This window comes from Pseudomonas sp. 43mfcvi1.1 (assembly GCF_900115935.1).
Classification (GTDB): Bacteria; Pseudomonadota; Gammaproteobacteria; order Pseudomonadales; family Pseudomonadaceae; genus Aquipseudomonas; species Aquipseudomonas bijieensis.
Window position 1 is genome coordinate 133922 of the sequence record NZ_UETT01000005.1, and the last position, 23335, is coordinate 157256.

19 protein-coding genes, 3 tRNA genes and 2 pseudogenes are annotated in these 23335 nt (G+C 59.2%); 20 read left to right on the forward strand and 4 right to left on the reverse strand.

Going from position 1 to position 23335, the window contains the following annotated elements:
- Nucleotides 1–2: 2 nt before the first annotated feature.
- The 11 genes from secG to DTP52_RS11545 all read left to right on the forward strand — a co-directional run bounded on the left by secG (nt 3) and on the right by DTP52_RS11545 (nt 9730).
- Nucleotides 3–386: a preprotein translocase subunit SecG gene (gene secG, locus DTP52_RS11495; protein ID WP_003197714.1), complete on the forward strand. Its 384-nt coding sequence runs from the start codon at nt 3–5 to the stop codon at nt 384–386.
- 21 nt (nt 387–407) lie between these two features.
- A tRNA-Leu gene (locus tag DTP52_RS11500) sits at nt 408–493 on the forward strand.
- 97 nt (nt 494–590) lie between these two features.
- Nucleotides 591–667 (forward strand) — tRNA-Met (locus tag DTP52_RS11505).
- Between the two features lie 140 nt (nt 668–807).
- The gene (rimP, locus tag DTP52_RS11510) at nt 808–1266 is read left to right on the forward strand and encodes a ribosome maturation factor RimP (RefSeq protein ID WP_053118762.1); all 459 of its coding nucleotides are present in this window, start codon (nt 808–810) and stop codon (nt 1264–1266) included.
- Between the two features lie 59 nt (nt 1267–1325).
- Complete coding sequence (gene nusA / locus DTP52_RS11515; protein WP_003177868.1) at nt 1326–2807, forward strand: transcription termination factor NusA; 1482 nt, start codon at nt 1326–1328, stop codon at nt 2805–2807.
- Between the two features lie 27 nt (nt 2808–2834).
- On the forward strand, nt 2835–5354 hold the full coding sequence (infB, locus tag DTP52_RS11520; RefSeq protein WP_109753488.1) for a translation initiation factor IF-2: 2520 nt from the start codon (nt 2835–2837) through the stop codon (nt 5352–5354).
- Between the two features lie 159 nt (nt 5355–5513).
- Nucleotides 5514–5915: a 30S ribosome-binding factor RbfA gene (rbfA, locus tag DTP52_RS11525; RefSeq protein WP_003177871.1), complete on the forward strand. Its 402-nt coding sequence runs from the start codon at nt 5514–5516 to the stop codon at nt 5913–5915.
- 3 nt (nt 5916–5918) lie between these two features.
- Nucleotides 5919–6836: a tRNA pseudouridine(55) synthase TruB gene (gene truB / locus DTP52_RS11530; protein WP_109753489.1), complete on the forward strand. Its 918-nt coding sequence runs from the start codon at nt 5919–5921 to the stop codon at nt 6834–6836.
- Nucleotides 6837–6978: 142 nt separating this feature from the next.
- Nucleotides 6979–7248 carry a 30S ribosomal protein S15 gene (gene rpsO, locus DTP52_RS11535; RefSeq protein WP_039592311.1) on the forward strand — a complete coding sequence of 90 codons (270 nt, stop codon included), beginning with the start codon at nt 6979–6981 and terminating at the stop codon, nt 7246–7248.
- 175 nt (nt 7249–7423) lie between these two features.
- Nucleotides 7424–9529, forward strand: coding sequence for a polyribonucleotide nucleotidyltransferase (gene pnp, locus DTP52_RS11540; RefSeq protein WP_003197725.1), 2106 nt, complete (start codon nt 7424–7426; stop codon nt 9527–9529).
- Between the two features lie 125 nt (nt 9530–9654).
- Nucleotides 9655–9730 (forward strand) — tRNA-Thr (locus tag DTP52_RS11545).
- Between the two features lie 790 nt (nt 9731–10520).
- Here the strand turns inward: DTP52_RS11545 and DTP52_RS11555 are convergent.
- Nucleotides 10521–11084: a TetR/AcrR family transcriptional regulator gene (locus tag DTP52_RS11555; RefSeq protein WP_204334263.1), complete on the reverse strand. Its 564-nt coding sequence runs from the start codon at nt 11082–11084 to the stop codon at nt 10521–10523.
- Between the two features lie 98 nt (nt 11085–11182).
- Here DTP52_RS11555 and DTP52_RS11560 point away from each other — a divergent pair, with 98 nt between their 5' ends.
- The 3 genes from DTP52_RS11560 (at nt 11183) to DTP52_RS11570 (ending at nt 13983) form a co-directional block, all read left to right on the forward strand.
- The gene (locus DTP52_RS11560) at nt 11183–11827 is read left to right on the forward strand and encodes a glutathione S-transferase (protein WP_109753491.1); all 645 of its coding nucleotides are present in this window, start codon (nt 11183–11185) and stop codon (nt 11825–11827) included.
- A gap of 72 nt (nt 11828–11899) precedes the next feature.
- On the forward strand, nt 11900–12871 hold the full coding sequence (locus DTP52_RS11565; protein ID WP_109753492.1) for an alpha/beta fold hydrolase: 972 nt from the start codon (nt 11900–11902) through the stop codon (nt 12869–12871).
- A gap of 113 nt (nt 12872–12984) precedes the next feature.
- Entirely contained in the window at nt 12985–13983 is a 999-nt protein-coding gene (locus DTP52_RS11570; RefSeq protein WP_109753493.1) for an NADPH:quinone oxidoreductase family protein, read from the forward strand.
- 184 nt (nt 13984–14167) lie between these two features.
- On the opposite strand, the gene DTP52_RS11575 is transcribed toward DTP52_RS11570, so the two are convergent.
- Nucleotides 14168–14713 carry a hypothetical protein gene (locus DTP52_RS11575; protein WP_109753494.1) on the reverse strand — a complete coding sequence of 182 codons (546 nt, stop codon included), beginning with the start codon at nt 14711–14713 and terminating at the stop codon, nt 14168–14170.
- A 304-nt stretch (nt 14714–15017) separates the two neighbouring features.
- Between DTP52_RS11575 and DTP52_RS11580 the strand changes: the two genes are divergently transcribed.
- Nucleotides 15018–15323: a DUF6388 family protein gene (locus DTP52_RS11580; RefSeq protein WP_109753495.1), complete on the forward strand. Its 306-nt coding sequence runs from the start codon at nt 15018–15020 to the stop codon at nt 15321–15323.
- Nucleotides 15324–15361: 38 nt separating this feature from the next.
- Here the strand turns inward: DTP52_RS11580 and nadC are convergent, their stop codons facing one another.
- Nucleotides 15362–16210, reverse strand: a complete 849-nt coding sequence (gene nadC / locus DTP52_RS11585) for a carboxylating nicotinate-nucleotide diphosphorylase (protein ID WP_109753496.1) — start codon at nt 16208–16210, stop codon at nt 15362–15364.
- Nucleotides 16211–16436: 226 nt separating this feature from the next.
- On the opposite strand from nadC, the gene DTP52_RS11590 reads away from it, so the two are divergent.
- From DTP52_RS11590 to DTP52_RS31605, 5 genes and pseudogenes are all read left to right on the forward strand, one after another.
- On the forward strand, nt 16437–18650 hold the full coding sequence (locus DTP52_RS11590) for a DUF1631 domain-containing protein (protein ID WP_109753497.1): 2214 nt from the start codon (nt 16437–16439) through the stop codon (nt 18648–18650).
- 64 nt (nt 18651–18714) lie between these two features.
- On the forward strand, nt 18715–19275 hold the full coding sequence (gene ampD, locus DTP52_RS11595) for a 1,6-anhydro-N-acetylmuramyl-L-alanine amidase AmpD (protein WP_109753498.1): 561 nt from the start codon (nt 18715–18717) through the stop codon (nt 19273–19275).
- Nucleotides 19272–20108 (forward strand): regulatory signaling modulator protein AmpE, encoded by an 837-nt coding sequence (gene ampE, locus DTP52_RS11600; RefSeq protein WP_109753499.1) that lies wholly within the window; start codon nt 19272–19274, stop codon nt 20106–20108. The genes ampD and ampE overlap by 4 nt, the downstream gene beginning before the upstream one ends.
- Nucleotides 20109–21352: 1244 nt before the next feature.
- Nucleotides 21353–21556 (forward strand): annotated as a pseudogene (locus DTP52_RS31600) (HAMP domain-containing protein); the annotation flags it as partial.
- A 285-nt stretch (nt 21557–21841) separates the two neighbouring features.
- Nucleotides 21842–22414, forward strand: a pseudogene (locus DTP52_RS31605) (methyl-accepting chemotaxis protein); the annotation flags it as partial.
- Nucleotides 22415–22541: 127 nt separating this feature from the next.
- On the opposite strand, the gene DTP52_RS11610 reads toward DTP52_RS31605, so the two are convergent.
- On the reverse strand, nt 22542–23318 hold the full coding sequence (locus DTP52_RS11610; RefSeq protein WP_109753501.1) for a TatD family hydrolase: 777 nt from the start codon (nt 23316–23318) through the stop codon (nt 22542–22544).
- Nucleotides 23319–23335 lie beyond the last annotated feature (17 nt).

The window sequence follows — 23335 nt, forward strand, 5'->3', positions numbered from 1 at the left end:
AAATGCTGGAAACAGTCGTAGTCGTTTTTCATCTGCTGGGTGCACTGGGTGTAGTTGCTCTCGTATTGCTGCAGCAGGGTAAAGGTGCGGATGCTGGTGCGTCTTTCGGTGCAGGTGCTTCAAATACTGTGTTCGGAAGCCAAGGTTCCTCTACCTTTCTTAGTAAGTTTACTGCTATACTTGCCGCCGGTTTCTTCATGACCAGCTTGGGGTTAGGTTACTTTGCTAAAGAGAAAGCTCACGAGCTGACTCAAGTAGGTTTGCCAAACCCAGCAGTCTTGGAGGCGCCAAAGCAACAACCGGCTTCTGATGATGTCCCGGTGCTTCAAGAGCAAAAGTCGGCCAACCCGGCGACTGACGTGCCTCCAGCTCAAGAGCAGAAGTAAGAAGGTTTCAAACGCTGTATTGCCGAGGTGGTGGAATTGGTAGACACGCAACCTTGAGGTGGTTGTGCCCATAGGGTGTAGGGGTTCGAGTCCCCTTCTCGGTACCAATTATCAGGAGAGCCCGCGATTGCGGGCTTTCTTGTAGGTGGAAGGGTTACATTGACCCTGTAAGGGATCGGTCGTATACTTCCGCCCCAGCTTTGTCGCGGGATGGAGCAGTCTGGTAGCTCGTCGGGCTCATAACCCGAAGGTCGTCGGTTCAAATCCGGCTCCCGCAACCAGTTTCAGGGGCCCCTTCCAAGGGGCTTTTTGTTAGCTGGACACTTTATAACGCCGCTATTCGACGGCGTTTCAGGGATGGGCGATTCGCCCATTTTTTTTTATTTGCACAGCATGCACAAACATGCACGAGGGGGTTCAGGTGTCGAGCAAGCTAGAACAGTTGCAGGCCTTGTTGGCCCCGGTGGTCGTGGCCCTTGGCTATGAATGCTGGGGTATTGAGTTTTCGGCTCAAGGTCGCCACTCACTGTTGCGCGTTTATATCGATAAGGAAGGCGGCGTGTTGGTGGATGATTGCGCCATCGTCAGCCGTCAGATCAGCGGTGTACTGGATGTTGAAGATCCAATCACCTCCGAATACACCCTTGAAGTTTCCTCGCCTGGCATGGAGCGCCCCCTGTTCACTCTTGAACAGTTCGCTTTGTTTGCCGGTGAACAAGTGAAGATCAAGCTGCGCTCGCCTTTCGAAGGTCGACGCAACTTCCAAGGCCTTCTGCGCGGTGTAGAAGAACAGGACGTCGTGGTGCAGGTAGATGACCATGAGTTCCTGTTGCCGATCGATATGATCGACAAGGCCAACATTATTCCCAGTTTTGACTGATACGTGCCAGATACTGCGGATCCCGCGGATCCAATGGCTTGCGAAAGGCGAGGCGTACGATGAGCAAAGAAGTACTGCTGGTTGTTGAGTCGGTATCCAATGAAAAGGGCGTACCGGCTAACGTTATTTTTGAAGCGCTGGAGCTGGCCCTGGCCACTGCTACCAAGAAGCGGTTTGAAGACGAAGTTGATTTGCGTGTGGAAATCAATCGCCACACGGGTGCCTACGAGACTTTCCGTCGCTGGACGGTAGTCGAGGAAGCCGACCTGGACGATCCGGCTATCGAAACCTGGCCGAGCAAGGTTGCAGAAACGCACCCGGGCGCCAAGGTCGGTGATGTCGTCGAAGAAAAAATCGAATCCATCGAGTTCGGTCGCATCGCTGCACAGACTGCCAAGCAGGTTATTGTGCAGAAAGTTCGCGAAGCCGAGCGCGCGCAAGTCGTCGACGCTTATCGCGAGCGCCTGGGGGAAATCATCTCCGGCACCGTGAAAAAAGTGACCCGCGACAACGTGATCGTCGACCTGGGCAACAACGCTGAAGCGTTGCTGGCTCGCGAAGACATCATTTCTCGCGAAACTTTCCGGGTTGGCGTGCGTTTGCGTGCGCTGCTCAAGGAAATCCGCACCGAGAACCGCGGCCCACAGCTGATCCTGTCGCGTACAGCGCCGGAAATGCTGATCGAGTTGTTCCGCATCGAAGTGCCGGAAATTGCTGAAGGCCTGATCGAAGTCATGGCCGCCTCCCGTGATCCGGGATCGCGTGCCAAGATCGCGGTCCGCTCCAAGGACAAGCGCATCGACCCGCAAGGTGCTTGCATCGGCATGCGTGGTTCGCGTGTCCAGGCCGTATCCGGCGAGTTGGGCGGCGAGCGCGTGGACATCGTCCTGTGGGACGACAACCCGGCTCAGTTCGTGATCAACGCCATGTCGCCTGCTGAAGTGGCGGCAATTATCGTCGACGAAGATGCCCATGCCATGGACATCGCCGTTGGCGCAGACAATCTCGCTCAGGCTATCGGTCGTGGTGGTCAGAACGTGCGTCTGGCCAGCCAGTTGACTGGCTGGACCCTGAACGTGATGACCGAATCGGACATCCAGGCTAAGCAACAAGCGGAAACCGGCGACATCCTGCGCAACTTCATCGAAGAGCTCGAAGTCGATGAAGAACTGGCGCAGGTGCTGGTGGACGAAGGCTTTACCAGCCTGGAAGAGATTGCCTACGTACCGGTGGAGGAAATGCTCAACATCGACGGCTTTGACGAGGAAATCGTCAACGAGCTTCGCGCTCGGGCCAAGGATCGTTTGTTGACCAAAGCCATCGCTACTGAGGAAAAGCTGGCAGACGCCCATCCGGCCGAAGACCTGCTCTCGCTTGAGGGCATGGACAAGGATTTGGCGATGGAACTGGCGGTGCGCGGCGTAATTACCCGCGAAGACCTGGCCGAGCAGTCTATTGACGATCTGCTCGACATCGACGGCATTGACGATGATCGTGCCGGCAAGTTGATCATGGCCGCCCGAGCCCACTGGTTCGAGTAATTAGGCGCGGCCTGAGGAGAGAAGTGCATGACGCAAGTCACGGTGAAACAACTGGCCGATGAGGTCAAAACACCGGTAGAGCGCCTGTTGCAGCAGATGCGTGAGGCAGGTCTGCCGCACACCGCCGCCGAGGAACATGTGACCGACAGTGAGAAGCAGTCCCTGCTGACTCACTTGAAGAGCAGTCACAAGGCGAAAGTGGAAGAACCGCGCAAGATCACTCTGCAGCGTAAAACCACCAGCACCCTGCGTGTTGCCGGTAGCAAAAGCATCAGCGTTGAAGTACGCAAGAAGAAAGTCTTCGTACAGCGCAGCCCGGAAGAAATCGAAGCCGAGCGCAAACGCGAACAGGAAGAACGTCGCGCAGTAGAAAATGCTGCTCGTCAGAAGGCTGAAGAAGAAGCCAAGCGTCGCGCCGAAGAAGAAGCGCGCCGCCAGCCTGCTGCTGCGCAAACCGCTCCGGTGGAAGCTGTCGAGGCTGTTGCCCCGGTAGTCGAACCTGTGCGCGAAGCGGCTCCAGTCGTGGCGCCAGCTCCGGCTCCTGCCGATACTCGCAAGCGCGACGAACAGCGTCGTCCGGACAAGCCACGTGCCGACGACAATCGTCGTGGCAGCGGCGATGGCGAGCGCAAGAACGCGCCTCATCGTGCTTCGGTCAAGGAAAAGGCTCCAGCACCCCGTGTTGCGCCACGTACTACCGATGAAGAAAGCGATGGCTTCCGTCGCGGCGGTCGCGGCAAGGCCAAGCTGAAGAAACGCAACGCCCACGGTTTCCAGAGCCCTACCGGCCCTGTCGTGCGTGAAGTGAAGATCGGCGAGACCATCACTGTGGGCGATCTGGCCCAGCAGATGTCGGTCAAGGCTGCTGAAATCATCAAGTTCATGTTCAAGCTGGGTACGCCAGCCACCATCAACCAGGTACTGGACCAGGAAACTGCCCAACTGGTTGCTGAAGAGCTGGGCCACAAAGTGACCCTGGTCAGCGACACCGCCCTGGAAGATTCCCTGGCCGAGTCCCTGAAGTTTGAAGGTGAGGCGGTTTCCCGTGCACCGGTCGTGACCGTCATGGGCCACGTCGACCACGGTAAAACCTCCCTGCTCGACTATATTCGTCGTGCGAAGGTTGCGGCAGGTGAGGCTGGTGGTATTACCCAGCACATCGGCGCCTACCACGTTGAAACCGACCGCGGCATGGTGACGTTCCTCGACACCCCGGGTCACGCTGCGTTTACCGCGATGCGTGCCCGTGGTGCCAAGGCGACCGACATCGTGATCCTGGTGGTTGCAGCGGACGACGGCGTGATGCCGCAAACCATCGAAGCCGTTCAGCATGCCCAGGCAGCTGGCGTGCCGCTGGTGGTGGCAGTGAACAAGATCGACAAGCCGGGCGCTGATCTCGATCGCATCCGCAGCGAACTGTCGGTCCACGGCGTGACCTCCGAAGAGTGGGGTGGCGACACTCCATTCGTTCCGGTCTCGGCGAAGATGGGTACCGGCGTTGACGAACTGCTCGAAGCCGTTCTGTTGCAAGCCGAGGTCCTGGAATTGACTGCTACGCCTTCGGCTCCTGGCCGTGGTGTGGTCGTTGAATCGCGCCTCGACAAAGGCCGTGGCCCTGTCGCGACCGTCCTGGTTCAAGACGGTACCCTGCGCCAAGGCGACATGGTGCTGGTCGGTTCGAACTACGGCCGCGTGCGTGCCATGCTCGACGAGAACGGCAAGCCAATCAAGGAAGCCGGTCCGGCTATCCCGGTCGAGATCCTTGGCCTGGACGGTACCCCGGACGCTGGCGACGAGATGAGCGTTGTGGCTGACGAGAAGAAAGCCCGTGAAGTGGCTCTGTTCCGTCAAGGCAAGTTCCGCGAAGTCAAACTGGCTCGTGCTCACGCCGGCAAGCTGGAAAACATCTTCGAGAACATGGGCCAGGAAGAGAAGAAGACGCTCAACATCGTCCTCAAATCCGACGTCCGTGGTTCGCTCGAAGCGTTGAACGGCGCCTTGAATGGCCTGGGTAACGACGAAGTGCAAGTGCGTGTGGTCGGTGGCGGTGTCGGTGGTATCACCGAGTCCGACGCCAACCTGGCACTGGCCTCCAATGCTGTACTGTTCGGCTTCAACGTGCGTGCCGATGCCGGCGCTCGCAAGATCGTCGAGCAGGAAGGCCTGGATATGCGTTACTACAACGTGATCTACGACATCATTGAAGACGTCAAGAAAGCGTTGACCGGTATGCTGGGCAGCGACGTCCGGGAGAACATCCTGGGTGTGGCCGAAGTTCGCGACGTGTTCCGTTCGCCGAAGTTTGGTGCCATCGCCGGTTGCATGGTGATCGAGGGTGTCGTTCACCGTAACCGTCCGATCCGTGTATTGCGTGAAGACATCGTGATCTTCGAAGGCGAGCTGGAATCCCTGCGCCGCTTCAAGGATGACGCTTCCGAAGTACGTGCCGGCATGGAATGCGGTATTGGCGTCAAGAGCTACAACGACGTCAAGGTCGGCGACAAGATCGAAGTCTTCGAGAAGGTTCAGGTTGCTCGCAGCCTCTAACTCGCGCACTTCAAGAGCCGCACCGGGCAGCCGCACGAATATGCGCCGCCTCGCTGCCGGACTCTAAACGCAACGCCCGGTCTGGCTTTTGCCAGGCCGGGCGTTTGCCGCTTTCAGACCTCACGGGTTTGACCGTGGGGCAGTAACAGGTAACAAGACATGGCAAAAGAATACAGCCGTACCCAACGAATCGGCGATCAGATGCAGCGCGAGCTGGCCCAACTGATCCGTCGCGAAGTCAAAGACCCGCGCGTCGGCCTGGTCACCATTACCGCTGTGGAAGTCAGCCGTGACGTCGGTCACGCGAAGATTTTCATCACTGTGATGGGCCAGGACAGCGCCGAAGAAATCGCCCAGAGCATCAAGGTGCTCAACTCGGCCGCCGGCTTCCTGCGTATGCAGTTGGCCCGGGAGATGAAGCTGCGCAGCGTCCCACAGTTGCACTTCCACTACGACGAAAGCGTCGTGCGCGGTGCGCATCTGTCGGCCCTGATCGAGCGCGCCGTGGCTGAAGACAGTCAGCACCCGGTTGCGGCTGAACCCGAAGACACCAAGGAGTAATCGGTGGCTCAGGTCAAACGCATCCGTCGTAACGTCAGCGGCATCATCCTGCTCGACAAGCCGCTGGGGTTCACCTCCAACGCGGCGCTGCAGAAGGTTCGCTGGCTGCTCAATGCCGAAAAGGCCGGGCACACTGGTAGCCTCGATCCGCTGGCCACCGGCGTGCTGCCGCTGTGCTTTGGCGAGGCGACCAAGTTCTCCCAGTACCTGCTCGATTCCGACAAGGGTTATGAGACCCTGGCGCAACTGGGCAAGACCACCACCACGGCGGATGCCGAAGGTGAGGTTCTGCTCGAACGCCCGGTGACCGTTGGTCAGGCCGATATCGAGGCTGTATTACCGGCTTTTCGTGGGCAAATCAGCCAGATACCGCCAATGTACTCAGCCCTCAAGCGTGATGGGCAGCCGTTGTATAAACTGGCCCGTGCCGGCGAAGTAGTGGAGCGCGAACCGCGTTCTGTTACTATTGCGCGCTTGGAATTGCTGGCCTTTGACGGTAATACTGCGCGGCTGGCTGTGGATTGCAGCAAGGGCACCTATATCCGCACCCTGGTGGAGGATATTGGTGAACGGCTCGGCTGTGGCGCGTACGTGGCAGAGTTGCGACGGACCCAGGCCGGGCCTTTTACGCTGGCCCAGACGGTCACGCTCGAAGAGCTCGAAGCGGTGCATGCCGAGGGTGGTAACGAAGCGGTCGATCGTTTCCTGATGCCATCGGACAGCGGGTTGCTGGATTGGCCGCTACTGCAATTCTCGGAACATAGCGCGTTCTACTGGCTCAACGGCCAGCCGGTACGTGCCCCGGATGCGCCGAAATTCGGCATGGTCCGGGTACAGGATCACAACGGTCGCTTCATCGGTATTGGTGAAGTGAGTGAAGACGGGCGTATTGCGCCGCGTCGACTGATTCGGTCGGAATGACCGGAACCAGCCTGCGTAACAGCAGGTTGGCGAGTGTGGCTGTTAACAGGCACGGTCACTACTCATTTATAGATACAGGGATTTGTCCCTGGCCTGTTGGTACGGTTTCCCTGGAGACGGTACCTCACAAGAGGAAAGCCACATGGCACTCAGCGTTGAAGAAAAAGCTCAGATCGTGACCGACTACCAGCAAGCTGTTGGTGATACTGGTTCGCCAGAAGTGCAAGTTGCACTGCTGACCGCCAACATCAACAAACTGCAAGGTCACTTCAAGGCCAACGGTAAAGACCACCACTCCCGTCGTGGTCTGATCCGCATGGTAAACCAGCGTCGCAAGCTGCTGGATTACCTCAAGGGCAAAGACGTTAATCGTTACAGCACCTTGATCGGCCGCCTGGGCCTGCGTCGCTAATCAGCGATTGCGCTATGAGGTTGGTTGTCTGCCAGTTGCCCGCGTTTTGCGCTGGCAGCCGGCAGGCTCCCAGCCTCAAGTTTTATCTGGACAGTCGTTGGGCCGATTCCCCGCACTGCCCAAGAATTTCGCAAGAAGACAAGTTCCCCAAGAGCCACAAAGAAGGTAGGACACCGTGAACCCGGTAATCAAAAAATTCCAATTCGGTCAGTCGACCGTTACCCTCGAGACTGGCCGTATCGCCCGTCAGGCCTCCGGCGCAGTGCTGGTCACCGTTGACGACGACGTCAGCGTATTGGTGACCGTTGTCGGTGCCAAGCAAGCCGATCCAGGCAAGGGCTTCTTCCCTCTGTCTGTTCACTACCAGGAAAAGACTTACGCTGCCGGTAAGATCCCTGGCGGTTTCTTCAAGCGTGAAGGCCGTCCTTCCGAGAAAGAAACCCTGACTTCCCGACTGATCGACCGTCCGATCCGTCCGCTGTTCCCTGAAGGTTTCATGAACGAAGTGCAGGTTGTCTGCACCGTCGTGTCCACCAGCAAGAAAACCGATCCGGACATCGCTGCGATGATCGGTACCTCGGCTGCCCTGGCCATCTCCGGCATTCCTTTCGATGGCCCGATCGGCGCTGCCCGCGTCGCGTTCCACGAAAGCACCGGCTACCTGCTGAACCCGACCTACGAGCAACTGAAGGCATCGAGCCTGGACATGGTCGTGGCCGGTACTTCCGAAGCCGTGCTGATGGTTGAATCCGAAGCCAAGGAACTGACCGAAGACCAGATGCTGGGCGCCGTGCTGTTCGCCCACGACGAGTTCCAAGTGGTGATCAACGCCGTCAAGGAACTGGCCGCCGAAGCCGCCAAGCCAACCTGGACCTGGGCTCCACAAGCCGAAGCCACCGAACTGCTGGGCGCGATCCGTGCCGAGTTCGGCGAAGCGATCTCCCAGGCCTACACCATCACCGTCAAGGCCGACCGTTATGCACGCCTGGGCGAGCTGAAAGACCAGGTCGTTGCCAAGCTGTCCGGCGAAGAAGGCCAGCCATCGGCCAGCGACGTCAAAGCCGCTTTCGGTGAAATCGAATACCGCACCGTTCGCGAAAACATCGTCAACGGCAAGCCGCGTATCGACGGTCGCGACACTCGCACCGTGCGTCCGCTGAACATCGAAGTCGGCGTCCTGCCGAAGACCCACGGTTCGGCACTGTTCACCCGTGGCGAGACCCAGGCCCTGGTCGTTGCCACACTGGGCACCGCCCGTGACGCGCAACTGCTCGACACCCTGGAAGGCGAAAAGAAAGACCCGTTCATGCTGCACTACAACTTCCCTCCGTTCTCGGTGGGCGAGTGTGGTCGCATGGGTGGCGCTGGTCGCCGCGAAATCGGCCACGGTCGTCTGGCCCGTCGTTCGGTCCAGGCCATGCTGCCTGCCGCTGATGTGTTCCCGTACACCATTCGCGTGGTCTCGGAAATCACCGAGTCCAACGGCTCGAGCTCGATGGCTTCGGTCTGCGGCGCTTCCCTGGCCCTGATGGACGCCGGTGTGCCGATGAAGGCGCCGGTTGCCGGTATCGCCATGGGCCTGGTGAAGGAAGGCGAGAAATTCGCCGTCCTGACCGACATCCTGGGTGACGAAGACCACCTGGGCGACATGGACTTCAAAGTGGCCGGTACCGCCAAGGGCGTCACCGCACTGCAGATGGACATCAAGATCAAGGGCATCACCGAAGAGATCATGGAAATCGCCCTGGGCCAAGCCCTGGAAGCGCGCCTGAACATCCTCGGCCAGATGAACCAGATCATCGGTCAGTCCCGTACCGAACTGTCGGAAAATGCTCCGACCATGATCGCGATGAAAATCGACACCGACAAAATCCGTGATGTCATCGGTAAAGGCGGCGCGACCATCCGTGCGATCTGTGAAGAAACCAAGGCTTCGATCGACATCGAAGACGACGGCTCGATCAAGATCTTCGGCGAAACCAAGGAAGCGGCAGAAGCAGCACGCCAGCGCGTCCTGGGCATCACTGCCGAAGCCGAGATTGGCAAGATCTACGTCGGCAAGGTTGAACGCATCGTCGACTTCGGCGCCTTCGTCAACATCCTGCCGGGCAAGGACGGTCTGGTCCACATCTCCATGCTGAGCGATGCTCGCGTCGAGAAAGTGACCGACATCTTGAAAGAAGGCCAGGAAGTGGAAGTGCTGGTGCTGGACGTGGACAACCGCGGCCGTATCAAGCTGTCCATCAAAGACGTGGCAGCAGCCAAGGCATCGGGCGTTTAATCACTCCCTCGCTTAGCCGCTGAACAAGCAAACGCCCCGACTGGTTCGGGGCGTTTTGCTGTGTGGTGAAAATCCCTGTGTCGCAGGTTGCCTGGCCACGGGGGACGGTGCTAGTTTTAGCCACCGCCCGTGTAGCTCAGCCGGTAGAGCAGCGCACTCGTAACGCGAAGGTCGCAGGTTCGATTCCTGTCTCGGGCACCATCTTGCATTCCACAGAGCGCTTTTGAGTTCTTTGGAAGTCTTGAAAAACCTGCCTTCTGACGGTTTTTTTCGTTTCAGCTATTCCGTTGGAATGCGATCGGTACAGGGGGCCAGTCGAGGTTGCCGCTGAAGAGGCCGAAATCGACTCAAAGCGGTCAATTACCGCAACCTGAAAAGGGCTTTATCTGCTGAATAGCTCTTGTGTAACAGTCATCGGTGGCCGTCCCGTGACTTCGCCAATGATGAAATCCTCACCTCCGTGCTGGTAGTCCTTCGCAACTTCCAGCAGATGCTGAATGAGAAAAGGCTGTAGGCCATCTCTCTCCAATTCCTGGCGGTATTGATCCAGTGTTGTCGCCACGTACTTGATCTCACGATCCAAGACTTTGCCGACTGCATCAGCTATGGACTGTTGGTTCAGTTCAATCGGACCGTGTAGCGGGTAAGTCTTGCCCTTGTGGGGTTAAGGGGTTTCCAGGATGGCTGCGATTAGTCGAGCCTGATCCTCGGCTGCGATCGGGGCATGGCGACCTGAGCCAAACGGTAGGCGAATCTCTCCGTGTTCAACGATATGCCTACGCCAGTGCGGATAGATCAGCCACTGTGCAAAGGAAGTCGGTTGCAAGTGCGTCACATCCACACCCGACCAGTCAAATACTCGCTCCGCAGTGTAATGATCAAGGGCCGCGTGACTCTTGGCCACGCGACGTGCGGAAATCTGAGACGTGTTTACAGGCGAGCGACTGCTGTGGTTTCTGTGGCTGTCGCCCGTTATCAGAGTAGTTGCAAGCTAAGGTAGCAGGCCCATCGAGCGATAGGTTTCGATCGTTTGGTCAAAAACACTGATGTCGTCACGCCCACGCGCGATCAACTGAGCGCCTTCCACTGCCGCATAAATCGCTAGCGCCTGCTGCTGCCGTTCTTCTTGGTTCAACTGCGGCCGGCAAACGGACAACACTTCCGATAACCATCGGACATTGAGTGAGTTAAAGGCTTCGACCTCTGTCCTAACCTCCGGCGGCAGGTCGTCGAATTCGGCGGACATGATTCCGCAAAGGCACATGCGGTTATCGTTCACCAGCGCCAGGCGAAAAATGTCGGTGTATCCCTTCATCCACACGCGAAGGTCATCGGAACGGGTCCGCAAACCCTCGAGGTACTCCTGACCGTCTTCGGTGTAACGCTTGGCCAGCGCGGCACCCAGGTCGCCTTTGGTAGGGAAATGGTAATGAATGCTAGCGCTCTTGATGCCTACCTCTTTGGCTAGCTCACGAAAGCTCAAGCCGTTGTAGCCCCGGGTCTGCACCATGGTTCGGGCGACTTGCATGATCGTTTCTCGCGTATCCGTCGTCACAAATTTACCTTCCTATCGATAGATAGATGTTGACAGTGAAAATATTCTTGCCGTAGTTTATACCTATCGATAGGTAGATAGATAGGTAAGGCATTTGTATGAAGGTTTTCGATATTCCCGGGTTCCCGAATCCTCTGCGTGTTCGCATTGTCCTGGCTGAAAAAGGCTTGGACTCGCAAGTGGAGTTCATCAAGATCGATCTGCCCGCGGCAGAGCACAAGCAACCTGCATTCCTGGCCATCAACCCGCTGGGCACTGTTCCCGTTCTTCAACTGGATGACGGCACCAACATTTCCGAGTGCACCGCGATCACCGAGTATCTGGACAATCTGGACGGAGAGCCGATTCTCACAGGCACAACGCCAAAGGAGAAGGCCATCATTCATATGATGCAGAAACGCGCGGAGTCAGAGCTGGTCGATCCGGTCGGGATCTATTTCCACCATGCCACGCCGGGACTCGGTGCTGCACTGCAGCCGTATAAAAGTCCGGAATGGGAAGGGCGTGTCGATTGGGGTAACCGCCAGCGCGACAGAGCGGTCGACGGAATGAAGTATTTCGATTATGTCCTCCGCAACCAGCCCTATATCGCCGGGGAGCAATTTTCCATGGCCGACATCACCGTATTCGCGGGGCTTGTGTTCGCCGGTTTCGCTTCTATCGCCATTCCCGAAGAGTGCACCGCGCTCCTGGCCTGGCAAATCAAGGTGCAGCAACGCCCTAGCGTGAAAAATCCCGCTTGATTCTGCTCCGCCCCCATCTGCAACCCGTCCGGGGCGGACCTTATACCCACCTTTTGTATCAGGTACATCTCTATGACCGCTCTCAACACCCGTGGGGCGTTGCGCCGTACGTTCGCCCTCGTCACGCTGGCGGCTGCCTGCTCGACGCTGACTGTTCAGGTCAGCGCCTCCCCGGCAAAGCACAAAGTGGCTTCCAGCTACACCCATCAAACCGCGCCGACCCAATTCGTCGAAGTTGATGGTGCGCGCTTGGCTTACCGTCGTTTTGGCAAAGCCGGTGGCGTACCGTTGGTGTTTCTCCAGCATTTCGTCGGCAACCTCGACAGTTGGGACCCGAAAGTCATAGACGGTTTTGCCCATGATCGCGAAGTCATACTTTTCGACAATGCCGGCGTCGCCAGCTCAAGCGGTGAAGTGCCGAATAATATCCAGGGCATGGCCAAATACGCCGCCGGGCTGCTCCAGCGGTTGGGTGTAACCAAGGCTGATGTGCTTGGTTTTTCCATGGGCAGTCTGATCGCCCAGCAAATGACGCTTGATCATCCGGAACTGGTACGTCGACTGATTCTGGTCGGCTCCTCACCTCGCGGTGGCGTAGGCATGTCTTCGCTGACGCCCGAGTTCCAAGGCTACCTGGCGAAAAAGCGCGACGTACCGGATGAGCTGCTGTTGGACGTATTTTTCACCCAAACTGCAGAAAGCCAGGCCGCTGGACGTGAATTTCTTACCCGTCTGCGTGCACGTAAGGTCAATCGGGATGTCGACGTCGATAGCAAGACCGCACCAGCGCAAGCCGCGGCCATAGCAGGCTGGGGAGCGCGGATAGACAACGCCAACGACTACCTGAAGGCCATCAAGCAACCGACGCTAGTAGTCGCCGGCAGCCACGATATTGTCTTCTACAGCGTCAATGACGTGACCTTGCAGCAGACGTTGCCCAATGCCCAATTGGTGATCTACCCGGATTCAAACCATGGCGCGATCTATCAATACCCGGATCTGTTTTTGAAACACGCTACGTTGTTTCTCAATGGGGTGAAGTAATTGAAACATTGCGCTGACGATTTGCTCGGCAGCACACGCCGCACCACTGATTAGGCTCCAAGTCGGGCCTGCGTCTACAGATCTGACGAGCGAAGAATCCAGGGTCTCAGATTATGAAAGCAATTCAGTTCCGTAGCTTCGGCGGCCCCGAAGTGCTCGAGTACGTCGACTTGCCAACGCCCGTGCCGGGGCCCGGCGAGGTATTGATAGACACCTCTGCGATCGGGGTGAATTTTCCAGATATTCGTGAACGGTTGGGCATGTATAACCGGCCCGAAACACGCGTTGGTGGTGTTACGCTGCCACATGTCGCCGGACTTCAGGTGGTCGGACGCGTTTCGGAAACAGGGGAGGGTGTTGACCCTGGTGTCGTCGGTCGCAAGGTCATGGCGCTCATGTCCAAAGGCGCATACGCACAGCAGGCTATCGCTCGCGTGAACATGCTGGTTACGCTGGATGAGATGGCAAACGATGTCGCAATGGCTGGCCTGCCTTGTCAGGGGGTTACTGCGTACCTCGCTTTACGTGTATGCGCACATCTGCAAGCAGGTGAAAACGTTTTGATTCAGGGGGCCGCCGGCGGTGTCGGGAGCCTGGCTGTACAGATCGCCAAAGCCATGGGCGCACAGTTGGTTTTCGGTACGGCCAGCACTGAAAGTCGACGCGCATTCGTGCGCGGCCTTGGGGCTGACCATGCCATTGCCTACGACACTCCTCAGTGGCCGCAACGCGTTCTGGAGCTGACAGCGGGGCGCGGGGTGAATGTGATCCTCGAGACGATCGGCGGCGAGGTGTTCGATCAGAACTTTGAGTGCCTCGCCACGCTTGGGCGTTGTGTGGTGGTGGGCTCCACGCGGGGTCCAGGCGAGGCATTGGCGCCTCGTCGGTTGATGGCCAAAGCGCAAACCTTGGCCGGCGTTTACCTACCGACGTTCTTTCAGCGCCCAGCGTTGATTCGCGAGGCTTTGGAGTTCCTCGCTGACGGCGTTTCAAGCGGCGTGATCAAACCCGTCATCGGCGCGACGCTCCCCTTAAGCGAAACGGCCCTGGCTCATGCCTTATTGGAACGAAGGGAAGTGCAAGGCGTCATTGTGCTGGATCCAAACCTCTAAGAGTGGATCACCGATCCCCCGGAATTTTCTTGCGAACTAGGGACGCAGGAGTGTCTGCGTCCCAGTCGTACCATTGGAAAGCCCAATGAGGGTACACCTAGAGGTAGAGAAATTTTCTAACTTAAAAATTTCCTTCTTTATGTTCAGAGGCAAAGAGGAGGATCGATTCCGGTTTCGCCTCTCGTTATTTCACTTTCCTGCTCAGCTCCTCGACCGTGCGTTTGAGCTGGTCCATCTGACCGTCCTGATCGCTGAGCTCCCGTTTCAGGGACGAAATCTCGCTGTTGCTCGAACTCGAACTGGAGCCGCTATTGCGCTTGAGTTCTTCCACTTGTTTGCCAAGGTCCTTCAGATCGTCTTGCTGTTCCTTGATCGTGCGCTTGAGCTCATCAATCTCCTTGCTGCTGGAGGTGGAGCTGGAGCCGCTGTTGCGCTTGAATTCTTCGATCAGGCGGGCCTGCTCGCTGAGGGTGCGCTTCTGGTTTTCCAGTTCGGCGGCGTTATCCCTGACTGCTTCTGGCAAGTTTTCCAAGTCACCCACGCTGATATTGGTCTTGATGAGAACATCTTTATCAAATGAGTTGCGGAGCACGGGGATTGTGTCGGAAGGCAAAGGTGTACCGGAGCTAACTTCGACAGCCGCTTGAGCAAGGCCGGCCAAGCTCAGGCTGCCGAGCAGCAAGGTCGCGGTAGCAAGCCGGGTCGACGAACGTTTCGAAAAGCTGTGCATCACTAGGGTTCCTTGTGAAGTGCCTATATAGCACATCGCTATGACTGGTTATTTTGACAGATGTTCCCAAGCCCGCCTGGTTTCTCATACGCATGGTTTTTTGTGGGATAGATGTAAAGAACCGTGTAAATCGTCGGCAAAACGTCCTATATTCGTTGCCTGCATGTGCATCGCCCAGCAGTTTTCAGATGATCCCCGAATGGTTCTGAAGGCCAGATAAACCGGGCTTCACACGGTTTTTTGCGTCAGAGAGATCCTTGATGATCCAGATCCATCTTCCATTCCCCAGATCAACGAGAACGCCATGACCGTTAAAGCATTGACCCAGGAAGCCAGGCACGAAGAAGCGCTGAAGAAGTACGTGCTGGATGCGCCCCAACTGCTGGAAGAGATCAAGGACTTGCCTGCCGATGATCAAAAAGACCAGATCCAGTGGGCGTTCGAGGATGAGGCCGAAGCCCAGGGCCTGCAGCCTTGGGAGTTGACGCTCAAGTACACCTGTACACCTGAAGAGTTCGAGGCGCAGCGCCTTGCATTGCACAAGGAAGCGGCCGAGGTGCTGGGTGTGGAATGGGATGAGTACTGCGAGATGAATAATCTGGTGGTCTGAAAAAAACGCCAGCCTTTCGAGGCTGGCGTTTTTCGTTGTCAGAGGCTCAAGCGCATCGACAGATCCACCGCCTTCACATCCTTGGTCATCGCCCCGATCGAGATGTAGTCCACCCCGGTCTCGGCAATCGGACGCAACGTGCTTTCGTTGATCCCGCCGCTGGCTTCCAACTTCGCCTTGCCGCCGTTCAGGCGTACGGCTTCCCGCATGTCGTCCAGGCTCAGTTCGTCGAGCATGATGATGTCGGCATTGGCCGCCAGCGCTTCTTTCAATTCCGCCAGGCTTTCCACTTCGATCTCCACCGGCTTGCCCGGTGCGATCTTGTGGGCGGCAGCGATGGCCTGGGCGATCCCGCCGCAGGCAGCAATGTGGTTTTCCTTGATCAGGAACGCATCGTACAGGCCGATGCGGTGGTTATGGCAGCCGCCGCAAGTGACTGCGTACTTCTGGGCCAGGCGCAGCCCGGGCAGGGTCTTGCGGGTGTCCAGCAACTTGACCTGAGTGTCGGAGACGAAATCGGCCAGGTAGCGGGCCCGAGTGGCGACCCCCGAGAGCATTTGCAAAAAATTCAGTGCGCTGCGTTCGCCAGTCAGCAGCGAGCGGGCCGGGCCTTCGAGGTGGAACAGTGCCTGATCGGGGCTGACCCGGTCGCCGTCGTGCACTTGCCAATGCACCGCGACACGCGGATCCAGTTGCCGGAATACGGCATCGACCCAGGCCGTGCCGCTGATGATCGCCGCGTCGCGGGTGATGATGGTGGCCTTGGCCAGGCGTTCGGCGGGGATCAGTTGCGCGGTGATGTCGCCGCTGCCGATGTCTTCGAGCAACGCACGGCGCACGTTGGCTTCGATTTCGGCGGTCAGATCGGCGAGGCGTAGATTCGGCATAACAGGCTCCACAAACAAAGTGGCCTGATTATAGGGTGTCGAAACCTGCATTTGGTCGCGTCCTCGCAACATTTCCTCTTTTCGCCGGTCACTAATTGCGCCGTATTTCGAGCTGGATCACAGAGTCTACTGGTACGACGGGGTTCTTTTACCCGATAATCCGCCTTTCGATTGACGTCATGACTTTGACGTTGCGAACCGAAGAAAGCCGTTTCAGGAGGCCAGGATGCACAACGACGGGAATGTAGTGCCTTTGCACAAGGTGTCTACCGATGAGGCGAATCGTTCGCCGCTCGCCCGCCTGCCTGTGATTCTGCTGCAGGTTCGCGACAAGGCTGCCCAGCAGCTGCGCCTGGGCTTGCAAGGGCTGTTCGATAACGCCGACGACACCTTGTTTGAAATGGCCGACCGCGCGCGCGACGACGTCGAGCAGAACCTGTACTTCGAGGCCATGCGCGACCTGCGCCTGAAGCGCAAAAGTATCGAGCGGGAATTTATCGAGCAGTTTTTCGAGACCTTCGTCAGCCTTGCCCAGTACGACCTGACCCACGTCACCTTGACGCCCAGCCTGGCGCCGGACAGCCAGACCCAGCGCTCCCAGGACGAGCTGGAGCGGCAGCTGGCGGTCGAGGCGATGGTCACTCGGGTGCTCAGGCGCGATGGCGTGGCGCTGGAACAACTGACGGCCCGACTCGGTGTGCTGCTGGCCCGACCGCTGTCCAACCAGCACAATCCCCTGAGCCCGGCACTGCTGTGCGAGAAGTTCCTGCAGGCCGGACGCAACCTGGGGGTGGGCATCAAGGTCAAGCTGATCCTGCTCAAGCTGTTCGAACGTTATGTGCTCAGCGAGTGCGACCAGCTCTATACCGAGGCCAACCAGCTGCTGGCCGCCACTGGCATCTTGCCGGAGCTCAAGGTTACGCCGGCGCGGCGCGCGTCGGATCGCTCCGAGGATCAGCCAAGGCCCAACGCCGAGATCGCTGCCAAGCCCAGCGATGGCGAGGTCGATGACAGCGTCCAGGAAGTGTTCGCCGCCTTGCAGAAACTGTTGATGCAAGTGCGTGGCAGCGTGGCGCCGACCCTGGAGCCCAGTGTACCGCCCCAGCCGATCTCCACGCGTGACCTGCTGCGGCTGCTCTCTCATTTGCAGCAATACGTACCGGCGCCTACCGTTCACGACGAATTCGACTTGCGTAGCCAGCTCGAACAGCTGTTGACCCGGGTCAGCGTCAGGAGTGGCAAGTCCCGGGTGGTCGAAGGCGCCGATGAAGACGTGATCAATCTGATCTCGATGATGTTCGAGTTCATCCTCGACGATCACAACTTGCCGGACTCCTTCAAGGCCCTGATCGGCCGCCTGCAAATTCCGATGCTCAAGGTCGCGGTGCAGGACAAGAGCTTCTTCAGCCGCGGCAATCATCCGGCCCGGCGGCTGCTTAACGAAATCGCGGCTGCAGCCATGGGCTGGGGCGATTGCGACGATCATCAGCGCGACAGTCTGTACCTGCGCATCGAGCAGGTGGTGCAGCGCTTGCTGAATGATTTCGTCGATGACCCGGCCATTTTCTCCGAGTTGCTGGCCGACTTCCTGGCCTTCACCAGTGACGAGCGGCGCCGCAGTGAACTGCTCGAACAGCGTATCCGCGATGCCGAAGAGGGCCGGGCCAAGGCCGAACTGGCACGCCAGCGAGTCGAAGGGGCGCTGAACCAGGTGATGCTGGGCAAAGTCTTGCCGCAAGCGGTGGTGGAGTTCGTGCAACACGCCTGGAGCCAGGTGTTGTTGCTGACCTGTTTCAAGCACGGCAAGTATTCCGCCGAGTGGCAGGCCGACGTCCTGACCCTGGAGCAATTGATCTGGAGCGTCCAGCCTCACGACGAACCTGATGCCGGCCTGCGTTTGCTGGCGATGGTGCCGGAGCTGCTCAAGGCCCTGCGTGAAGGCCTGAGCCGTTCGGCGTTCGACCCGTTCGCCACCAGCGAGTTTTTCAGTGAGCTGGAAGTCCTGCATGTGCAGGCCCTCGAACGTACGGGCCAGGCAACGGAACAGGCCCAGCCGTTCGATTCGCCGGCCATGGTCGAGGTGCGGGACAGAATCGTCCTGCGCCCCCCGCAAAAATCGGCGGGAGAGAACGTGGCGGTGCATTTGCCGGCGGATGATGTCGGCCTGCTGCAGGTCGACCAGTTGCACCTGGGGAGCTGGGTCGAGTTCCAGGAGGACGATGACAACACCTTGCGTTGCAAGTTGGCGGCGATCATCGAGGCCACCGGCAAATACGTCTTCGTCAATCGCACTGGCCTCAAGGTGCTGGAGCACAGCCGCACCAGCCTGGCCCTGGAGTTTCGCCGGGGCGCGGCGCGGTTGTTGGACGACACCCTGTTGTTCGACCGCGCGCTGGAGTCGGTGCTGGGCAATCTGCGCCAGCTCAATCGCGGCAAGTGATCGCGCAGCCCGGTCCGATCACGGCATACTGGCGGCATTCACCGTCGTCATCGAAGGAACCTGTATGCAGTTGGACTCCGCGAGCGGTTGGTGCGAGGGGGTGCGTCATTGCCCATCGCCCAACTTCAATGCGCGCCCCGAAGGCGAAATCTCCCTGCTGGTGATCCACAACATCAGCCTGCCACCGGCACAGTTCGCCACGGGCAAGGTGCAGGAATTCTTCCAGAATCGTCTGGATGTCACGGAACATCCCTACTTTGCCGGTATCGCCGACCTGCGCGTCTCTGCGCATTTTCTGATCGAGCGTGACGGCACCGTGACCCAGTTTGTCTCTTGTCTGGATCGCGCATGGCATGCGGGCGTCTCGTGTTTCGAGGGACGTGAGACCTGTAACGATTTTTCCCTGGGCATCGAGCTTGAGGGCACCGATGATCTGCCGTTCACCGACGCGCAATATGCCGCATTGGTGGACCTGACCCGGCAGTTGCAAGCGGCGTTCAGGGCGATCACTGTGCAGCGTATCTGCGGGCACAGCGACATCGCCCCGGGGCGCAAGACCGATCCAGGACCGGCATTCGACTGGGCGCGCTATCGCGCGGCCCTGACAGAAGGGGAAGGACAATGAGTTTTCTGGTGTTGCTGCTGGCCGTCTGGATCGAGAAGTTCTCGGCCTTGCGCCAGCGGGTCCAGCGCGACGGCGGTTGGCTGCACGAGCTGAACAAGCTCGAGGCGAGCCCACGTTGGGTCGACCGACCCTGGTTGGTGCTGACGGTGATGGTCCTGCTGCCCGTGGCGCTGCTGGCGTTGCTGCTGTGGGTGCTGGAACCGGTAGCCTATGGCCTGCTGGCGCTGCCGGTGCATTTGCTGGTGGTGATTTACAGCCTGGGGCGCGGTGATCTACTGGCGGACCTGGGACCGTTTCGCGACGCGTGGCGCCGGGAAGACCTGCAAGCGGCGGCTCATGTGGCCAAGCGCGACCTGGACATCGAAGCCGATGATGGCGAGCAGTTGCTGGAGCGGGTCCAAGGGCATTTGTTGTGGCAGGCCTACCAGAGCTTTTTCGCGGTGATTTTCTGGTACTTCCTGCTCGGCCCGGTGGCGGCCCTGAGTTATCGATTGCTGGCCTTGGCTGCCGAGCACAGCCAGAACCCCGGCGTGGCCGAGCGGGCCACGCAAATGCGCCATGCCTTCGATTGGGTGCCGGTGCGGTTGCTGGCGGCAAGCTTCGCCCTGGTGGGCAATTTCGTCGCGGTCAGCCGGGTCATGCTGCATGAGCTGTTGAACTGGAACATCAGCGCCGCCGAACTCATCGATAAAGTCGGCCTGGTGGCTGGCGAGATCCCCAAGCCCGTCGCCGGACCGGACGGCATCAACAGCCTGGACCGCCTCTGGGAGTTGCTGCTGCGTGCGGCGGTGCTCTGGTATGCCGGGTTTGCGTTGTGGACGGTGTTGGCCTGAGAACACCAACACATTTCCTTGTGGCGAGGGGATTTATCCCCGTTGGGGCGCGAAGCGGCCCCTATCACTCTAAAGCCTGAGATCTATGGGGCTGCTCCGCAGCCCAACGGGGATAAATCCCCTCGCCACAGGGAACGGGTGATGGGCCTCGTTAACCTTAAGTTACAAATCTCCCCGCCGATTTAGGCTATACAGGGACAGCGCCCGAATAGTGGCTTTCTGCTGTCTCCGTGCGCGAGCTCATAACAATAAGAACACTACCGGGAGACTTCCTTGTGAAGAGTTTGCTCTGGCCCGCCGTCGCGCTGATGAACCGCCTGAGCTTCGGCATGAAGTTCAGCCTGATCAGCGTGCTGTTCCTGCTTCCCATGCTGGTGACCAACTTCTTTCTGGTGCGCGATTCCTATCGGGAATTCCAGGGCACACAAGTGGAGCTGCAAAGCCTCGATTTGCTAGGCAGCAGCCTGACTTTGCGTCGGGACCTGGAAACCCTCAACAACCTGGTACAGATCAACGCCAGCCTGGGCCAGTCCGGCAAGGCCGGTGATGTGGAAGCGAAGATCGGCAGCCTGGAGCAACAGGTTCTCGCACGCCTGCAAGGCATGACCGCCATGGCCATCGAGCCGGAGCAGGTCAGCGCCTTCGAGGCCAAGCGCGACGAGATGATCGGCGCTTTCAAGGCCCAGCAGGCCGAAAGCTCCCTGCAGAGCAAAAGTGCGCTGATCGGCAAGTTGCTCAACAGCGCCCAGATGTTCAGCCAGATCATCGCCAGCCAGGCGGGGCTCAGCCGCGACAACCAGAGCGACATCCGTCAGCTCAGCGAGTTGATCATCGGCACGACCCCCAAGGTCACCCAGATCCTCGGAGAGGGGCGGGCACTGGGGGCATCCTCATTGGGGCTGGGGTTTCTCAATTCGGCATCGAGCACCCGTTTCGACGAGTTGCTGGCGCAGATCGAAAAGCTTCAGGGCGAATATGATTTGAAACTGCAGGACGCCCTCGCTTCCAGCAAGGCCGCCGGGCAGGCCCTGGCCGTCCAGGCCGACGGCAGCAAGAGCAGCCTCAAGAAAGCCTCGGAACTGATCGAGGAGCAGGTGGTGATGGCCGACACCCTCGATGCACCTTGGCCGGCATTCTTTGAGCAGGTCAGCGGCCTGATGGCGCAGACGTATCGGCTGAACGAAGCGACCCAGGAATTTCTCGGCGTGCAGTTGCAGCAGCGCCTGGAGCAGAACCGCAGTCACATGGTGCTGCAAGCCGTGGCACTGGTGCTGGTGTTCCTGTTGATTTTTTACCTGTACGCCGGCTTCTACGCATCGACCCGCACCACCCTCCAGCACTTGGGCCAGATGATGGACAAGGTGGCGGCAGGGGACATGACGGTCAATTTCGTGGCTCGCAGCAAGGATGAGCTGGGCGAGTTGGGTGAGGTGTTCAATGGTACGGTGGCGAAGATCCATGACCTGATCGAACAGGTCGGCCGCACCGTCGCGGAAGTCGAACGTCAGGCCGGGCAAGTGGAAACGGTATCGGCCCGAAGCAACCAGGCCGTCGCCGGTCAGCGCAGCCAGATCGAACTGGTGGCCACGGCGATGAACCAGATGTCGGCCACGGCCCAGGAGGTAGCCCGCAGTGCCGCCGCTGCGGTCAGCAGCGCCCACAGCGTGAACGATGAAACCCTCAGCGGGCGTGGGCTGGTGGAATCCCAGCAGGGCAGCATCGCCCGCCTGGCCAGCGAGATCGATCAGTCGGTACAGGTGATCAATCAACTGGCGACCGACAGCCAGGCCATCAGCCGCGTGCTGGATGTGATCAAGAGCATCGCCGAGCAGACCAACCTGCTGGCGCTCAATGCCGCCATCGAGGCGGCCCGGGCCGGTGAGCAGGGGCGCGGTTTTGCGGTGGTGGCCGATGAAGTGCGGACCCTGGCCAAGCGCACCCAGCAATCGACCGAAGAAATCGAAGCGATGATCACCCGCCTGCACGGCGGTGTCGGCGCCGCCGTCAAGGCCATGGGCTCCAGCCATGAGATGGCCAGCGGCACTGTCAGTCAGTCGGAAAAGGTCCAGCAGGCCCTGGAAAACATCCTGGGTGCGGTCGGCATGATCGTCGACCAGAACCAGCAGATCGCCGCCGCTGTGGAGCAGCAAACGGCCGTGGCCCATGACATCGACCAGAACATTGTCGAAATCAACCGCGCTGGCGAACGTACCGCCGAAGGCGCCCACCAGACCGAAAACGCCAGCCGTGAGCTGTCCGCCCAGGTGGTGCAGCTCAAACAACTGATCAATGCATTCAGGGTTTAGCTACACAATGATGTTCACTGCCGAACCAGTGTGGGAGCGAGCCTGCTCGCGATAGCGGTGTATGAGTCGACAAATATATTGTCTGGCACACTGCAATCGCGAGCAGGCTCGCTCCCACAGGGGGCAGTCACCAGTTGAACAGTTCGCGGGCGTTGGCCGTGCTGGCCTCGGCCAGTCGTTCCGGGCTCACCGCCATGATCCCTGCCAGCGCCTCGCAAATCGCCGGCAAATGCGCCGGGCTGTTGCGCTGACCGGGGAACATCGCCGGAGCCATGTCCGGTGAATCGGTTTCCAGCACCACCGCTTCCAGCGGCAATTTCGCCAGCACCCGATGCATGCGCAGGGCCTGGGGCCAGGTGGCGGCGCCACCGAGGCCGAGCTTGTAGCCGAGCTTGATGTACTCGCGGGCCTCCTCAAAACTGCCGGCGAAGGCATGGATGATTCCCCCGCGCTTGAGACCAATGCGCTTGAGGGTGGCAGTCACGGCGGCATGGCTACGGCGCACATGGATCAGCGCCGGCAGTTCGAACTCCGCCGCCAGTTGCAGTTGCGCCTCGAACAACGCTTGCTGGCGCTCACGGTCGAGGGTCTCGATGTAGTAATCGAGGCCGATTTCCCCCACTGCACACAGCTGCCGATGCCCGGCCAGGCGGGTCAGCCACTCGCGCAATTGCGCCAAGTCTTCGTGGCGATGCTGATCAAGGTACACCGGGTGCAGGCCCAGGGCGGCGTGCAGGTCGGGGTCGCTTTGCACGAGGTCCCAGACCCGCCGCCAGTTGTCCCGATACACGCCCAGTACCACCATTTGCCGCACCCCCAGGGCTCGGCTTTCGGCCAGCAGCGCCGGGCGGTCCGCATCGAAGTCCGGAAAGTCCAGGTGGGTGTGGGTGTCGATCAACTCCATGCATCAATCCTGAAGAG

What these genes read in the sequence shown, in the direction of transcription:
- nadC (WP_109753496.1), bottom strand. Translation starts at nt 16,210, where the DNA reads ATGCCGAATCTACGCCTCGCCGATCTGACCGCCGAAATCGAAGCCAAC.
- DTP52_RS11560 (WP_109753491.1), top strand. Translation starts at nt 11,183, where the DNA reads ATGAAGGTTTTCGATATTCCCGGGTTCCCGAATCCTCTGCGTGTTCGC.
- ampE (WP_109753499.1), top strand. Translation starts at nt 19,272, where the DNA reads ATGAGTTTTCTGGTGTTGCTGCTGGCCGTCTGGATCGAGAAGTTCTCG.
- DTP52_RS11610 (WP_109753501.1), bottom strand. Translation starts at nt 23,318, where the DNA reads ATGGAGTTGATCGACACCCACACCCACCTGGACTTTCCGGACTTCGAT.
- DTP52_RS11590 (WP_109753497.1), top strand. Translation starts at nt 16,437, where the DNA reads ATGCACAACGACGGGAATGTAGTGCCTTTGCACAAGGTGTCTACCGAT.
- ampD (WP_109753498.1), top strand. Translation starts at nt 18,715, where the DNA reads ATGCAGTTGGACTCCGCGAGCGGTTGGTGCGAGGGGGTGCGTCATTGC.
- DTP52_RS11570 (WP_109753493.1), top strand. Translation starts at nt 12,985, where the DNA reads ATGAAAGCAATTCAGTTCCGTAGCTTCGGCGGCCCCGAAGTGCTCGAG.
- secG (WP_003197714.1), top strand. Translation starts at nt 3, where the DNA reads ATGCTGGAAACAGTCGTAGTCGTTTTTCATCTGCTGGGTGCACTGGGT.
- nusA (WP_003177868.1), top strand. Translation starts at nt 1,326, where the DNA reads ATGAGCAAAGAAGTACTGCTGGTTGTTGAGTCGGTATCCAATGAAAAG.
- infB (WP_109753488.1), top strand. Translation starts at nt 2,835, where the DNA reads ATGACGCAAGTCACGGTGAAACAACTGGCCGATGAGGTCAAAACACCG.
- DTP52_RS11580 (WP_109753495.1), top strand. Translation starts at nt 15,018, where the DNA reads ATGACCGTTAAAGCATTGACCCAGGAAGCCAGGCACGAAGAAGCGCTG.
- rpsO (WP_039592311.1), top strand. Translation starts at nt 6,979, where the DNA reads ATGGCACTCAGCGTTGAAGAAAAAGCTCAGATCGTGACCGACTACCAG.
- DTP52_RS11575 (WP_109753494.1), bottom strand. Translation starts at nt 14,713, where the DNA reads ATGCACAGCTTTTCGAAACGTTCGTCGACCCGGCTTGCTACCGCGACC.
- rbfA (WP_003177871.1), top strand. Translation starts at nt 5,514, where the DNA reads ATGGCAAAAGAATACAGCCGTACCCAACGAATCGGCGATCAGATGCAG.
- DTP52_RS11565 (WP_109753492.1), top strand. Translation starts at nt 11,900, where the DNA reads ATGACCGCTCTCAACACCCGTGGGGCGTTGCGCCGTACGTTCGCCCTC.